10 protein-coding genes are annotated in these 14572 nt (G+C 71.3%); 8 read left to right on the top strand and 2 right to left on the bottom strand.

Going from position 1 to position 14572, the window contains the following annotated elements:
• Positions 1–88 precede the first annotated feature (88 nt).
• The 5 genes from MTBUT4_RS08950 (at position 89) to MTBUT4_RS08930 (ending at position 6160) form a co-directional block, all read left to right on the top strand.
• Positions 89–340, top strand: a complete 252-nt coding sequence (locus MTBUT4_RS08950) for a type II toxin-antitoxin system ParD family antitoxin (protein WP_173979337.1) — start codon at positions 89–91, stop codon at positions 338–340.
• Entirely contained in the window at positions 337–642 is a 306-nt protein-coding gene (locus tag MTBUT4_RS08945) for a type II toxin-antitoxin system RelE/ParE family toxin (RefSeq protein ID WP_173979336.1), read from the top strand. Before MTBUT4_RS08950 ends, MTBUT4_RS08945 begins: the two co-directional genes overlap by 4 nt.
• 61 nt (positions 643–703) lie before the next feature.
• Positions 704–1450: an ImuA family protein gene (locus MTBUT4_RS08940; protein ID WP_254434796.1), complete on the top strand. Its 747-nt coding sequence runs from the start codon at positions 704–706 to the stop codon at positions 1448–1450.
• A complete protein-coding gene (locus tag MTBUT4_RS08935; protein ID WP_173979334.1) occupies positions 1374–2951 on the top strand; it encodes a DNA polymerase Y family protein in 1578 nt (525 codons plus the stop codon). The genes MTBUT4_RS08940 and MTBUT4_RS08935 overlap by 77 nt, the downstream gene beginning before the upstream one ends.
• 110 nt (positions 2952–3061) lie before the next feature.
• Entirely contained in the window at positions 3062–6160 is a 3099-nt protein-coding gene (locus MTBUT4_RS08930) for an error-prone DNA polymerase (RefSeq protein ID WP_173979333.1), read from the top strand.
• Positions 6161–6487: 327 nt separating this feature from the next.
• On the opposite strand, the gene MTBUT4_RS08925 is transcribed toward MTBUT4_RS08930, so the two are convergent.
• The gene (locus MTBUT4_RS08925) at positions 6488–8284 is read right to left on the bottom strand and encodes a lytic transglycosylase domain-containing protein (RefSeq protein ID WP_254434795.1); all 1797 of its coding nucleotides are present in this window, start codon (positions 8282–8284) and stop codon (positions 6488–6490) included.
• Positions 8285–8506: 222 nt separating this feature from the next.
• The gene (locus MTBUT4_RS08920) at positions 8507–9328 is read right to left on the bottom strand and encodes a uracil-DNA glycosylase family protein (RefSeq protein ID WP_173979332.1); all 822 of its coding nucleotides are present in this window, start codon (positions 9326–9328) and stop codon (positions 8507–8509) included.
• A 137-nt stretch (positions 9329–9465) separates the two neighbouring features.
• Between MTBUT4_RS08920 and MTBUT4_RS08915 the strand changes: the two genes are divergently transcribed.
• From MTBUT4_RS08915 to MTBUT4_RS08905, 3 genes are all read left to right on the top strand, one after another.
• Entirely contained in the window at positions 9466–11085 is a 1620-nt protein-coding gene (locus MTBUT4_RS08915; RefSeq protein WP_173979331.1) for an electron transfer flavoprotein-ubiquinone oxidoreductase, read from the top strand.
• Between the two features lie 864 nt (positions 11086–11949).
• Complete coding sequence (locus tag MTBUT4_RS08910; RefSeq protein ID WP_254434794.1) at positions 11950–13665, top strand: tetratricopeptide repeat protein; 1716 nt, start codon at positions 11950–11952, stop codon at positions 13663–13665.
• Positions 13662–14528, top strand: a complete 867-nt coding sequence (locus MTBUT4_RS08905; protein ID WP_173979330.1) for a 4-(cytidine 5'-diphospho)-2-C-methyl-D-erythritol kinase — start codon at positions 13662–13664, stop codon at positions 14526–14528. Before MTBUT4_RS08910 ends, MTBUT4_RS08905 begins: the two co-directional genes overlap by 4 nt.
• Positions 14529–14572 lie beyond the last annotated feature (44 nt).

Below are 14572 nucleotides of genomic sequence, written 5' to 3'. Positions count from 1 at the left end.
CGGCGGCGCCGGAGGGGGTAGGGGCGCGGGCTTGCGGCCGGAGCGGGGGAACCCTATTCTATGTCAAGGTTTGACATATGAGGCTGCCATGGCGACCAACGTTCATCTCACGCCGGATCTCGAGGCTTTCGCGCGGGCCTGCGTCGAGGGCGGGCGCTACAACAACGTCAGCGAGGTGGTGCGGGCCGGCCTGCGCCTGCTGCAGGACGCCGACGAGCAGCGCCGCCGCTTCAACGCCATGCTCGACGCGGTGCGCGACGAGGCGGTGCGCGACGGCAGCCATGACCTGGCCGACGTGCTGGCGGCGATGGACGGGGCCATGGGCGGGACCGCGGAGTGAAGCCGGCGGTCTTCGCGCCCCAGGCCAAGCGCGACCTGGTCGAGGCGGTGGGCTGGATCGCCCGCGACAATCCGGCTGCGGCGTTGGCGCTACGGGAGAGTGTGGCCCGGGCCGCCCACCGGCTCGGCGAGCACCCCGAATTGGGCGCGGAGCGCCCGGCCCTGGCCGATCCGCCGGTGCGCTTCCTGGTCCTGGCCGGATTTCCCTATGTCCTGGTCTACGATGCGGCCCCTCGCCCGCCTTTGGTCTTGAGGGTCCTGCACGGCGCGCGCGACTTGCCCGAAGCCTTGCGCGAAGGGTGAGTCCGCTTGACTCCCGTCACCGATGTTCCTAGAACATTCTTCGAACATAGGGAGCCCGGCCATGTCCGCATCGCCCGCCTTGCTTGCCCGTCTGCGCTCGCGCGTCGCCGCCCTGGAAGGAATCGGCCGGGGCGCGGCCGGCGGCGTGGTGGCGTTGGGGGTGGCGGCGCTGGACCGGGTGCTGCCGTGGGGCGGGCTGCCGCTGGGCTGCCTGCACGAGGTGGTGGCGGCTCCCGTCGATGGCGTCGAGGACGGCGCCGCCACCGCCTTCGCCGCCGCCTTGCTGGGGCGGGTGGCGGGTGCGCGCGGACGCCCGGTGCTGTGGGTGGCGGCGCGGCCCGACCTTTACGCTCCCGGCCTGGCCGCCTTCGGCCTGACCCCGGAGCGGCTGGTGGTGGCGCTGGCCCGCAGACCGGCCGAGGCCCTGTGGGCCATGGAGGAAGGGGCGCGCTGTTCCGGCCTGGCGGCGGTGCTGGGCGAGGTGCGCGGTCTCGATCTTACCGCCGCCCGCCGGCTGCAGCTGGCGGCCCGGGGCTCGGGCGTCGCCGTGCTGGCGCTGGGGGCGGCCTCGGCCTCGGGGCCGGCGGTGACCCGCTGGCGGGTGGCGGCCGCCCCCAGCACGGCGCCGCCCCGGCTGGGCGTCGGCGCCTGGCGCTGGCGGGTCGAGCTGCTGCGCTGCCGCGGCCGCGGACTGGGCGAAGAGGGAACGGCCTGGGAGCTGGAGTGGGATGATGCGACGGGTGGTTTCGCTGTGGCTGCCGCGCCTGCCGACCGACCGGCTGCACCGCCGCTGCGCCACGCCGGGTGAGGGCCAACGATACGGGCGCCTCAAGGCGCCCGCAGCCGCCATTGAGGCGGCGGCCAAGCGGCCGGAGGCCGCGCCCGGCGAGGGCCAACAAAAGCCCTTGGTGACCACCGTCACCAATGCCGGCCTGCGGCGGCTGGCGGCGGTGGACCGGGCGGCGGCGCAGGCCGGGCTGGGGCCGGGGATGAGTCTGGCCGATGCGCTGGCGCTGGTGCCGGAGGTGAAGGCGGTGGCGGCCGAGCCCGAGGCCGACCAGGCCCTGCTGGCGGCCCTGGCCGAACGCTGCGGCCACTACACCCCGTTCACCGCCCTGGACGGCGCCGACGGAGTCTGGCTCGACATCGCCGGCTGCGACCATCTGTTCGGCGGCGAGGCGGCGCTGCTGGAGCACCTGCTGGCCCGCATGGCGCGCCTGGGCCTCGCCGCCCGCGCCGGGCTGGCCGACACGCCGGGGGCGGCCTGGGCGGTATCGAGGTTTGGCAATGGCCGCACCATCGTTCCGCCGGGGGCTCAGCGTGGGATGCTGGCGCCGCTGCCGCTGGCGGCGCTGCGGCTGCCGGCCGCCGTCCTGGCCACCCTGGACGGGCTGGGGCTGCGCCGCATCGGCGACCTTTACGCCATTCCCGCCGCCACCCTGACCGCCCGCTTCGGCCCCCAGGTGGCGCGCCGGTTGGGCCAGGCGCTGGGAAGCGAGGGCGAGCCCATCTCGCCCATCCGGCCGCCGCTGCCGCACCGCCTGCACGCCGCCTTCGCCGAGCCCATGGGCCGGCGCGAGGACGTGGCCGAGGCGACCCGGCGCCTGGTGGCCCGCCTGTGCCGCCGCCTGGGGGCCGAGCATCTGGGGCTGCGCCGGCTGGAGGTGGCGGCCTTCGGGGTGGATGGCGGCGTGCAGCGGGTCGAGGCCGGCACCGGCCGGCCGGTGCGCGACCCGCGGGCGCTGATGCGCCTGCTGGCGGAAAAGCTCGACCGCCTGAACACCGGCTTCGGCATCGAGATGCTGTCGGTGGCCGCGCCCGAGGTGGCGCCGCTGGCGCCCGAGCAGGGCGGAATGGAGGCGGCCCAGGAGGATACGACGTTGGCACCCCTGCTCGACAGCCTGGGCAACCGGCTGGGCTTCGACAAGGTGGCCCGCCTGGCGCCCCATCGCAGCCACCTGCCGGAGCGGGCGGTGCGGCCCCAGCCGGCGGCAGCCGCGCCGCCGCCCGAATCCTGGCCCGAGGCCCGCCGCCCGCTGCGCCTGTTTTCCCACCCCGAGCCGGTGGAGGCGGTGGCGCCGGTGCCCGATTCGCCCCCCGTGCTGTTCCGCTGGCGCCGGCGCACCCACCGCGTCGCCCGCGCCGACGGGGCCGAGCGCATCGCCTGCGAATGGTGGCGCCGCGCCGCGCCGGAGCGCGACTACTACCTGGTCGAGGACCAGCAGGGGCGCCGCTTCTGGCTGTTCCGCCAGGGCCTGTTCGGCGCCGACCCGCCGCCGAAATGGTTCATTCACGGGGTGTTCGGGTGAACATAATAAAGAAGAAGCAACACGGATGAACGCAGATGAACTGGATAAACGCAGATTGATTTTTTCATCCATGTCCATCCGCGTTCATCCGTGTTGATTGACATCGTCTCATGACCAACTACGCAGAACTTCACATCACCACCAATTTCACCTTCCTGGACGGCGCCTCCCATCCCGAGGAGCTGGCGGTGGCGGCGGCGGCGTTGGGGTTGTCGGCCTTGGCGGTGACCGACCGCAACAGCCTGGCCGGGGTGGTGCGGGCCCATGGCGCGGCCAAGCGGGCCGGCATCCGGCTGGTGGTGGGGTGCCGGCTGGTGCCCGAGGACGGCGCCGAATGCCTGTGCTTCCCCACCGACCGCGCCGCCTATGGCCGGCTGTCGCGGCTGCTGACCCTGGGCAAGCGGCGGGCGGAGAAGGGGGAATGCCGCCTGACCGGCGCCGACATCGCCGCCCAGGCCGAGGGCCAGCTTTTCATCGTGCTGCCGCCCGATCGCCCGGACGATGGCTTCATCGCCGAGCTGGCCGGGTGGGCGCGGCGCTGTCCCGGGCGGGTGTGGCTGGCCGCCGCCTGGCGCTTCGACGGCGGCGACCGCCGCCGGCTGGCGGCGCTGGCCGGACTGGCGGCCGGGGCCGGCATCGGCCTGGTGGCCACCAACGACGTCCGCTACCACGTTCCCGAGCGCCGCCCCCTGGCCGACGTGCTGACCTGCGTGCGCGCCGGCTGCACGGTGGGCGAGGCCGGCTGGCGCCTGGCCGCCAATGGCGAGCGCCACCTGAAGCCGCCGGCCGAGATGGCGCGGCTGTTCGCCGAGTATCCGCAGGCGGTGGCCAACACCCTGGACATCGCGGCGCGCTGCCGCTTCAGCCTGGACGAGCTGCGCTACGAATACCCGGCCGAGGCCGAGGAGGGCGGGCGGTCCCCGCAACAGCGGCTGGAGGACTACACCCGCGCCGGCGCCGCCGGGCGCTATCCCGCCGGTGTGCCGGCCAAGGTCGAGGCGGCGCTGGCGCACGAGCTGGCGCTGATCGCGCAGCTCGCCTATGCCCCCTATTTCCTGACGGTCCACGACATCGTCGGCTTCGCCCGGTCGCAGGGCATCCTGTGCCAGGGCCGTGGCTCGGCGGCCAATTCGGCGGTGTGCTATTGCTTAGGGATCACCAATGTCGATCCGGCGGTGTTCGACCTGCTGTTCGAGCGCTTCATCTCGGCCGAGCGCGGCGAGCCGCCCGACATCGACGTGGATTTCGAGCACGAGCGCCGCGAAGAGGTGATCCAGTACATCTATGCCCGCTACGGCCGCGACCGCGCCGGGCTGACGGCGACGGTGATCCACTACCGCTCGCGCTCGGCCATCCGCGACGTCGGCAAGGCGCTGGGCCTGTCCGAGGACACCGTCGCGGCGCTGGCCCGCACCCATTGGGGCTTCTCGTCGCGGCCCATCGACGAGGCGCGGGTGCGCGAGCTGGGCTTCGACCCCAGCGAGCCGACCCTGCGCCAGGCCCTCGACCTCGCCGCCGAGCTGACCGGCTTTCCCCGCCACCTGTCGCAGCATGTGGGCGGCTTCGTCATCTCGCGCGGGCCGCTGGACGAGCTGGTGCCCATCGAGAACGCCCGCATGGAAGGGCGCACGGTGATCGAGTGGGACAAGGACGACCTCGACGCGCTGGGCCTGATCAAGGTCGACGTGCTGGCCCTGGGGATGCTGTCCTGCGTGCGCAAGGCCTTCGACCTGCTGCAGGCGCAGGGGCTGGCGATCGACCTCGCCACCGTCCCGCGCGAGGACCCGGCGGTCTACGAAATGCTGTGCGCGGGCGATTCGGTGGGCGTGTTCCAGGTGGAAAGCCGCGCCCAGATGACCATGCTGCCGCGCCTGAGGCCGCGCTGCTTCTACGACCTGGTGATCGAGGTGGCCATCGTGCGCCCCGGCCCGATCCAGGGCGACATGGTCCACCCCTATTTGCGCCGGCGCGACGGCAAGGAGGCGGTGGAGTACCCCAGCAAGGATCTGGAACGGGTGCTGGGCAAGACCCTGGGCGTGCCGCTGTTCCAGGAACAGGTGATGCAGATCGCCATCGTCGCCGCCGGCTTCACCCCGGCCGAGGCGGATTCCCTGCGCCGTTCCATGGCCGCCTTCCGCCGCACCGGCCGGGTCGGCGAGTTCCGCGACAAGCTGATCCGGGGCATGCTGGAACGCGGCTACCGGCCCGATTTCGCCGAGCGGGTGTTCAGGCAGATCGAGGGCTTCGCCGAATACGGCTTTCCCGAATCCCACGCCGCCAGCTTCGCCCATCTGGTCTATGTCTCGGCCTGGCTGAAGCGCCACCATCCGGCACTGTTCGCCTGCGCCCTGCTGAACAGCCAGCCCATGGGCTTCTACGCCCCGGCCCAGATCGTCCGCGATGCCCAGAGCCACGGCGTGCGGGTGCTGCCGGTGGACGTCAACGCCAGCCATTGGGATTGCACCATCGAGGCGAAGCCGGGCGAGGTGGGGGCCCTGCGCCTGGGCCTGCGGCAGGTGCGCGGCCTGCAGGAGAAAGCCGCCCGCCGCCTGGTGGAATGCCGCGGCGCCGGCTATCCCTCGCCGCAGGCGCTGTGGCGCCGCGCCGGGCTGGAGCCGCGCGCCCTGGAACTGCTGGCCGAGGCCGATGCCTTCGCCGCGCTGGGCCTGCCGCGCCGCCAGGCGCTGTGGGCGGTCAAGGCGCTGTCGGCACCGCCGCCGCCGCTGTTCGCGGGGCTGGAGGAGCCGGTGCGGGAACCCGAGGTGGCGCTGCCCGAAGCCAGCAAGGGCGAGGAGGTGGTCAGCGACTACCGCGCCCTGAAACTATCCCTGAAGGCCCATCCGCTGGCCCTGCTGCGCCCCGAGCTGGCCGCCGCCGGCATGGTTCCGGCCAGCCGGCTGACAACCGCCAAGGGCAAGGTCGCGGTGGCCGGGCTGGTACTGGTGCGCCAGCGCCCCGGCACCGCCTCGGGCGTGGTCTTCGTCACCCTGGAGGACGAGAGCGGCACCGCCAATCTGGTGGTGTGGCCGCAGGTGTTCGAGGCCCACCGCAAAACGGTGATGCGGGCCGGGCTGATCCGGGTCGACGGCAGGGTCCAGCGCGAGGGCAAGGTGGTGCACGTGGTCGCCGACCGCCTGACCGACCTCTCCTTCCTGATCCGCCGCCTGGCCGGACCGGAGCTGCGGCTGGAATCGCGGGATTTCCACTGACCAGAACTGGCTGCGGAACAGCTCGACAATCGCCTCATGCTGCACACTTGGTCATCGCCGGGCGTGACCCAGTGCAGCCTCTAATTTATTGATTTAGCAGGGTGCGGAAATACTCTGCTTGCCACCCTCTGATCCGTCACCCCCGCGAAGGCGGGGGTCCATGCAGGGGCAATATGGCGTTCTGGCCGCAATATATTGTGTGCTGAGGCATGGATTCCCGCCTTCGCGGGAATGACGAAAGAAAAACAGGGGTTTTTCCGCAGCCTGCTAGAGGCGGATTCAGCTATCAGGCTGGATCGCCTCGCGATTCAACCTGATAGCATCCGGCTAGCTGCGCGAGCCCTTGCGCGACGACGAGCTGGCGTCCTGGGCCTCGTAGCGGGGCCAGGCGCCGGCCGCCACCGCGTCCAGCGACGGCGAGGTCTGGCCCAGGCGGGCGCGGTAGATCCAGTAATTGGTCATCACCCGCTCGACGAAGCCGCGGGTCTCGCGCGACGGCAGGCTTTCGATGAACATCAGCGGATCGTTGCCGTGGCGCATGCCGGCCAGCCACTGGCCCAGCTTGCCCGGGCCGGCATTGTAGGCAGCCGCCAGCATCAGCAGGTTGCCGTTGACCGGTGCCTCGGACAGCAGGCGGGACAGGTACCTCTGGCCCAGAGCGAGGTTGTATTCGGGGTCGCCCAGGCGGTCGCGGGCCTGCTTGCCGGCGATGGCGGCGGCGGTGGCGGGCATGATCTGCATCAGGCCGGCGGCGCCGGCGCGGCTGCGGGCCGCCGGATTGAACGAGGATTCCTGGCGCACGAAGGCGAACACCAGCGCCTTGTCCATCTGCCAGCCGCCCTTGGGGTTCCATTCCGGCACCGGGAAGGCGGCGGCGTCGCCCATGCGGCCGGGGGCCATGCCGCCCAGGCGCACCGCCAGGCCGGGCATGTCGCCCAACTGGGCCAGGGTCAGCATGGACTGCCGCACCGCCTTGGTGGCGCGGGGATAGGCCTTGCGCAGCTCGTCCTCGGCGGCGTCGCGCCGTCCCAGCTGCAGCAGCGCCAGGGCGCGCTTGGCCCCGGGCACCCGCGACAGCACCTCGGCATCGGCGTCGGTGAAGGGCGGGATCTCCCACGAGAACAGGGTCTCGTAGCCCAGCGTCTGGCGGGCCAGCAGGCCGTAGAAGGTGCGCGGGAAGGTGGCGGCGATTTCCAGCCAGTGGTTGACCAGTTCGGGCCGGCGCGACACCAGGTTGGCGCGGGCCGCCCAGAAGGCGCCGGCCGATACCATCCACGGCGAAGCCTCGTCGGTATTGGCCACCGCCTCGAAATGGGTGCGCGCCAGTTCGGGCTTGCCCTGGCGCCACTGGGCCAGGCCGGCGATCCAGTGAGCGGCCGGCAATTCGTCGCCCGACCGCTCGGCGGCCTGCAGCGCCCACGCCACCGCCTCGGCGTCGCGGCCGCCGGCGAAGTGGTCCGAGGCCAGCGCCGCCTTCATCTCATCGACGTCCAGGCGGTCGAGCGACCGCGCCTCGGGGCCGGTGAGGATGGCCAGCGCCTGCGCCGCCTTGTCCTGGCGCAGCAGGGACCGGAACCGGGATTTCAGCGCCTGCGCCTTGGCCGAGCCGCGGTCGGGGAAGAAGGCTTCCTCTTCCCAGTTGGCGCCGTCGTCGGTGGTGTCGATGCCGCTGCCCTTGAGGGCGCCCTTCACCGGCGCCTTGATCGAACCGAAGCCCTTCACCCCCTTGGTGGTGGCGAGCCTGTAGATGGCCTCGGCCTGGGGATGGTCGGAATATTCGGCCATCCAGGCGCGCAGCTCCTGGTATTTCGGCTTGTAGCCGGACGCGAGGAAGCGCTGCGCCAGGGCATGGCCCATCAGCACGTCGCTCTTCACCCGGCCGAGCTCGCGGTCGGCGGCGGCCCACTGGCCCTCGGCCTGCAGCTTGAAGACGCGCGCATAGGTATCGGCATCCGCTGCCGAGAGCGGCCGAGGCAGCGGAGCGACGCGAGCTTCGCGTCCGATGCCGGGCATCACCGCGGCGGTCATGGTTCCCCCGCCGCCGGAGGCCGCCGCCACCTGAGTGCCGATCGCCCCCTTGCTGGGGCCGGAATCGGCGGCAAGTGCCGGTGAGGTCGCGGCCATGATTGCCAACATCAGGGCCGGGAGGAGCCTGTCGCGCAAGGCTGTTCTCCTCTAGAGTTAATCGAAAATGCCGAACTGTCTGGACGATTTTATAAATCACCAAAGCCGTTCAGGCAACCCCCGAAAGGTGTGAAACCCCTGGGGCAGGCGGATAGTCCTTTGGAATCAAGGCAATAAAATGGCACGTTGAAATGGGGGGTGAGGCGTTGCCGCCGGCCGGGGCTAAGCCCCGCCGCTCAGGCGCTTCTTCACCTGCAGCAGGTCGCGCCAGGCGTCGCGCTTGGCGGCGGGGGTGCGCAGCAGGTAGGCGGGGTGGTAGGTGGCCATGGCCGGCACCGGGCGCGGCAGGCCCGGCGAGGAATAGTCGAACCAGCGCCCGCGCAGCCGCATGATGCCCTCGTGCCGGGCCAGCAGCGCCGAGGCCGAGGCGCCGCCCAGCAGGATCAGCAGCTGCGGGTCGACCAACTCGATGTGGCGGGCGACGAAGGGCATGCACACCGCCACCTCGTCCGGGCTCGGCTTGCGGTTCTCCAGCGGCCGCCACGGCACCACGTTGGTGATATAGGTGGTCGAGCGGTCGAGCCCGATGCTGGCCAGCATGCGATCGAGAAGCTTGCCGGACCGGCCGACGAAGGGCAGGCCCTGGCGGTCCTCGTCCTGCCCCGGCGCCTCGCCGATCACCATCACGTCGGCCTCGGGGTTGCCGTCGGCGAACACGGTGGACTGGGCGGTGCGCTTCATGGCCAGGCCGTCGAAGGCCTCCAGCGCGGCGCGCAGCGCCTCCAGCGTCGTGCATTCGGCGGCGATGTGGGCGGCGGTGCCGGCCGATTCGCGGGCCGGTGCCGGCGGCGGCGCCTCCGTCGGGGCGGCAAAGGCCCGTGCCGGCGCCGCCGGCCGATTGGCAGGCGGGGGCGCCGCTTCCCGCGGCGGTGGGGCAGGCTTGGGCGCGGCGAAGCGGTCCACCGGTTCCTCGCCGACGCATGCGTCGATTCCGGCGTCGATGTACCAGCGCAAAAGTTGGTCGGGGGCGAGGTCGATGGTCATTCCGGCTAACAAAATAACACGCCCCACCCCTGCATTTGAATGATTCGTGTGGCCGCTTCATGCTGTGCTATTAACTGCGCCCTTGAATGGAACGTGCCGCCCTTGTGCTGGAGAATCAAGGGCCGAAGGGGGTATGGATGGAACGCGAAGCGATGGAATTCGACGTGGTGGTGGTGGGCGCCGGCCCCTCGGGCCTGGCCGCCGCCATCCGCCTCAAGCAGCTCGACGGCGCACTCTCGGTCTGCGTCATCGAGAAGGGATCGGAGGTCGGCGCCCACATCCTGTCGGGCGCGGTGTTCGAGACCCGGGCGCTGGACGAGCTGATCCCCGACTGGTTCGACCGCGGCGCGCCGCTCAAGACCCTGGCCACCGACGACCGCTTCCTGTTCCTGACCGAGGGCCGGGCGCTGCCGCTGCCGACGCCGCCCTCCATGCACAATGCCGGCAATTACATCATCAGCCTGGGCAATCTGTGCCGCTGGCTGGCCGGCCAGGCCGAGGCGCTGGGGGTCGAAATCTATCCCGGCTTCGCCGCCGCCGAGGTGCTGTTCGACGATGACGGCAGCGTCAAGGGCGTCGCCACCGGCGACATGGGCATCGGCAAGGACGGCCAGCCCACCGCCAACCACACCCCCGGCGTCGAGCTGCACGCCCGCCAGACCATCTTCGCCGAGGGCTGCCGCGGCAGCCTGACCAAGACCCTGTCCGAGCGCTTCGACCTGCGCCGGGACTGCGATCCGCAGACCTACGGCATCGGCATCAAGGAGCTGTGGGAGATCGACCCGGCCAAACACGCCCAGGGCCGCATCGTCCACACCGTCGGCTGGCCGCTGGACAGCCAGACCTATGGCGGCTCGTTCCTCTATCACCTGGAGGACAACCAGGTGGTGGTCGGCTTCGTGGTCGGGCTGGACTACGCCAACCCCCATCTGTCGCCGTTCGACGAGTTCCAGCGCTTCAAGACCCACCCCGCCATCCGTTCCACCTTCGAGGGCGGCCGGCGCATCGCCTATGGCGCCCGGGCGCTGTCGGAAGGCGGCTTCCAGTCGATCCCCAGGCTCACCTTCCCGGGCGGCGTGCTGGTCGGCGACACCGCCGGATTCCTCAATGTGCCCAAGATCAAGGGCAGCCACACCGCCATGAAGTCGGGCATGGTGGCGGCCGAGGCGGTGGCGGCGCTGCTGTCCGAGCAGTCCGGCACCGAGGCCCACGGCTACCCGCGCGAGCTGAAGAAAAGCTGGGTCTGGGACGAGCTTTACACCGCCCGCAACATCCGCCCCAGCTTCCACAAGGGGCTGTGGGCCGGCATCGCCTATTCGGCGCTGGACACCTATGTGCTGCGCGGCCGGGCGCCGTGGACCTTCCGCAACCACGCCGACCATGCCTGCCTGGGCAAGGCCGCCGATTTCCCCAAGATCGCCTATCCGAAACCGGATGGTAAGGTTTCCTTCGACAAGCTGTCCTCGGTGTTCATCTCCAACACCAACCACGAGGAGAACCAGCCCGCCCACCTGACGCTCAAGGACCCGTCCGTTCCCATAGCGGTCAATCTGCCCCTGTACGATGCCCCCGAGCAGCGCTATTGTCCGGCCGGCGTGTACGAGATCGTGCGGGACGACGACGGGAGCAATCCGCGGCTGCAGATCAACGCCCAGAACTGCGTGCACTGCAAGACCTGCGACATCAAGGACCCGACCCAGAACATCAACTGGGTGGTTCCCGAAGGTGGCGGCGGGCCGAATTATCCCAATATGTGAGAGGGTGGGGGCGCCACCTTCAAGCGTTGTTGGGCAGGCCGGCCTCCGGCCGGACAGGTGGCGGCGGGCCGAATTATCCCAATATGTGAGAGGGTGGGGGCGCCACCTTCAAGCGTTGTTGGGCAGGCCGGCCTCCGGCCGGACAGGTGGCGGCGGGCCGAATTATCCCAATATGTGAGAGGGTGGGGGCGCCACCTTCAAGCGTTGTTGGGCAGGCCGGCCTCCGGCCGGACAGGTGGCGGCGGGCCGAATTATCCCAATATGTGAGAGGGTGGGGGCGCCACCTTCAAGCGTTGTTGGGCAGGCCGGCCTCCGGCCGGACAGGTGGCGGCGGGCCGAATTATCCCAATATGTGAGAGGGTGGGGGCGCCACCTTCAAGCGTTGTTGGGCAGGCCGGCCTCCGGCCGGACAGGTGGCGGCGGGCCGAATTATCCCAATATGTGAGAGGGTGGGGGCGCCACCTTCAAGCGTTGTTGGGCAGGCCGGCCTCCGGCCGGACAGGTGGCGGCGGGCCGAATTATCCCAATATGTGAGAGGGTGGGGGCGCCACCTTCAAGCGTTGTTGGGCAGGCCGGCCTCCGGCCGGACAGGTGGCGGCGGGCCGAATTATCCCAATATGTGAGAGGGTGNGTGAGAGGGTGGGGGCGCCACCTTCAAGCGTTGTTGGGCAGGCCGGCCTCCGGCCGGACAGGTGGCGGCGGGCCGAATTATCCCAATATGTGAGAGGGTGGGGGCGCCACCTTCAAGCGTTGTTGGGCAGGCCGGCCTCCGGCCGGACAGGTGGCGGCGGGCCGAATTATCCCAATATGGTGCCGGGGCTCGAACGGCGGGCTCCTGGAAATCAGGAACCTGAACGAGTGAGCATGGCGAGTAGAAGGCTGGCGGGGTCCCTGGCCCTGGTTCTGGTGGCGGGTGTGGCGGCGGGGTGTTCGCCCCGCCCGGACGAGAGCGCGCAGGCGGGCAAGCCGGCGCCCGGGCAGATGGAGGAGACGCGCACCGCGCTGTCGGCGTTCCTGGCCGGGCGCCTCGCCCAGGGCACCGGCGATTCGCGGGCGGCCGCCGATTACTACGCCGCCGCCCTGAAATACGATCCCGACAACCTGGACCTGCTGCAGCGCGCCTTCACCCTGGCGGTGGCGGAGGGGCGCATGGCCGCCGCCGCGCCCATGGCCGAGCGGCTGCTGTCCTTCGATTCCGATGCCGCCGTGCCGCTGCTGGTGAACGGCCTGAAGGCCGCCCGCGAGAACCGCTTCGAGCAGGCCGAGGCGGCCTTCGCCGCCCTGCCCAAGCGCGGCATCAACAGCTTCCTGGGGCCGCTGATGATCGCCTGGGCCCGGGTCGGGGCCGGCCGCACCGATGCCGCGCTGGAGACCCTGGCGACGTTGTCCCAGAGCAACGGCCTCGATGCCCTGCGCAGCTTCCATGCCGGGCTGATCAACGACCTCGCCGACCGCCACGACGCCGCCGAGGCCAATTACCGGGTCGCCCTGGCCGGCCAGCTGTCCATCCGCCCGGTCGAGGCCGCCGGCATCTTCTACCAGCGCACCGGCAAGGAAGGGCAGGCCCGCGAGCTGTATGCCCGCTACCAGGCGGAGCACCCCCAGACCATGCTGTTCGACGGCGACCGCCTGCTCGCCGGGGCGCCGGTGCGGCCGGTGGCCGATGCCCGGGCCGGCATGGCCGAGGCGCTGTTCGACATCTCCACCCTGATGCGCCAGGGCAACGCCGCCGACGCCGCGCTGATCTTCGCCCGCCTCGCCCTCGACCTCGATCCCGGCTTCGCCCTCGCCCGCATGACGGTGGCCGACATCCTGGCGGCGCAGGAGCGCCTGGACGACGCCAACGAGATGTACCGCTCCATCCCCGCCGACAGCCCGGCCCACGCCTATGGCCGGCTGCGCATCGCCATGAACCTGGACGAGCTGGGCGACACCGAGGGGGCGCTGAAGGCGCTGGACGCCCTTGCCGCCGAACGCCCCGCCGACGTCGATGCCCTGGTCACCAAGGGCGACGTGCTGCGGCGCAAGAAGCGCTTCGCCGAGGCGGCCACCGCCTATGACGCGGCGCTGGCCCGCATCGGCACGCCGCAGCGGCAGCACTGGCCGCTGCTCTACAGCCGCGCCATCGCCTTCGAGCGCTCGAAGCAATGGCCGAAGGCCGAGGCCGACTTCCTCAAGGCGCTGGAGCTCAATCCCGACCAGCCCGACGTGCTGAACTATCTCGGCTATTCCTGGGTCGACATGGGACTGCACCTCGAGCGCGCCCGCAAGATGATCGAGAAGGCGGTGGAGCTGCGCCCCAAGGACGGCGCCATCGTCGATTCCCTGGGCTGGGCGCTGTACCGCATGGGCGAGTACCAGGCGGCGGTCAAGCACCTGGAGCGGGCGGTCGAGCTGAAGGCCGAGGACCCCACCGTCAACGACCACCTGGGCGACGCCTATTGGCAGGTCGGGCGCAGCGCCGAAGCCATGTTCCAGTGGCGCCGCGCCATGTCGCTGGACCCCGAGCCGGAACAGATCGAGCCGCTGAAGGAAAAGATCCGCACCGGCACGCTGCCGGCGCCGCCGCTGGCGAAATGACGGCGGTTTCGGTCTTCGCCCCGGCCAAGCTGAACCTGTACCTGCACGTCACCGGCAGGCGGGCGAACGGCTACCACGAGCTCGATTCCCTGGTCGCCTTCGCCGCTGTCGGCGATACCGTCACGGCGCGGCCGGCCGATACCCTGACCCTGGCGGTGGACGGCCCGATGGCGCCGCTGCTGGCCGATGCCGGCGACGACAACCTGGTGCTGCAGGCGGCCCGCGCCCTGGCGGCGGAAGCCGGTGTGGGGACGGGGGCGGCGCTGACCCTGACCAAGCGGCTGCCGGTGGCCTCGGGGATCGGCGGCGGCTCGGCCGACGCGGCGGCCACCCTGAAGGCCCTGGCCGAATTGTGGCGGCTGTCGCTGCCGGCCGAGCGGATGCAGGCCCTGGCCCTGGGGCTGGGCGCCGACGTGCCGGTCTGCCTGGCCGGAACCCCCGCCCGCATGGCCGGCATCGGCGAGCGCCTGAGCCCGGTGCCGCCGCTGCCCGCCGCCTGGGTGGCCCTGGCCAATCCCATGAAGGGCCTGTCGACGCCGGCGGTGTTCAAGGCCCGACGCGGCTGCTTCTCGGACCCTGCGCCGCTGGAGGCGGCGCCGCGCGACGCCCGCCACCTGGCCGAATTGCTGGCGGCCCGCCGCAACGACCTGGAAAAGGCGGCCGCCTCGCTGGTTCCCGAAATCTCCAACACCCTCGATCTGCTGGCGGCGCAGCCGGGCTGCCTGCTGGCCCGCATGTCCGGCTCGGGCGCCACCTGCTTCGCCCTGTTCGCGGCACAGCCAGAGGCCGAGAAAGCCGCCGCCGCCCTGACCACCGCCCGCCCCGGCTGGTGGTGCGCGGCGGCCGGGGTGATGCCAGGCTGACGACGTTTCATTCGGGCCTCACCCTGAGGAGGCCGCTTGAGCGG

This window comes from Magnetospirillum sp. UT-4, assembly GCF_902729435.1.
Classification (GTDB): Bacteria; Pseudomonadota; Alphaproteobacteria; order Rhodospirillales; family Magnetospirillaceae; genus Magnetospirillum.
The sequence above is the reverse complement of the archived record's forward strand: the minus strand, read 5'-3'. Positions and strand labels throughout refer to the sequence as shown.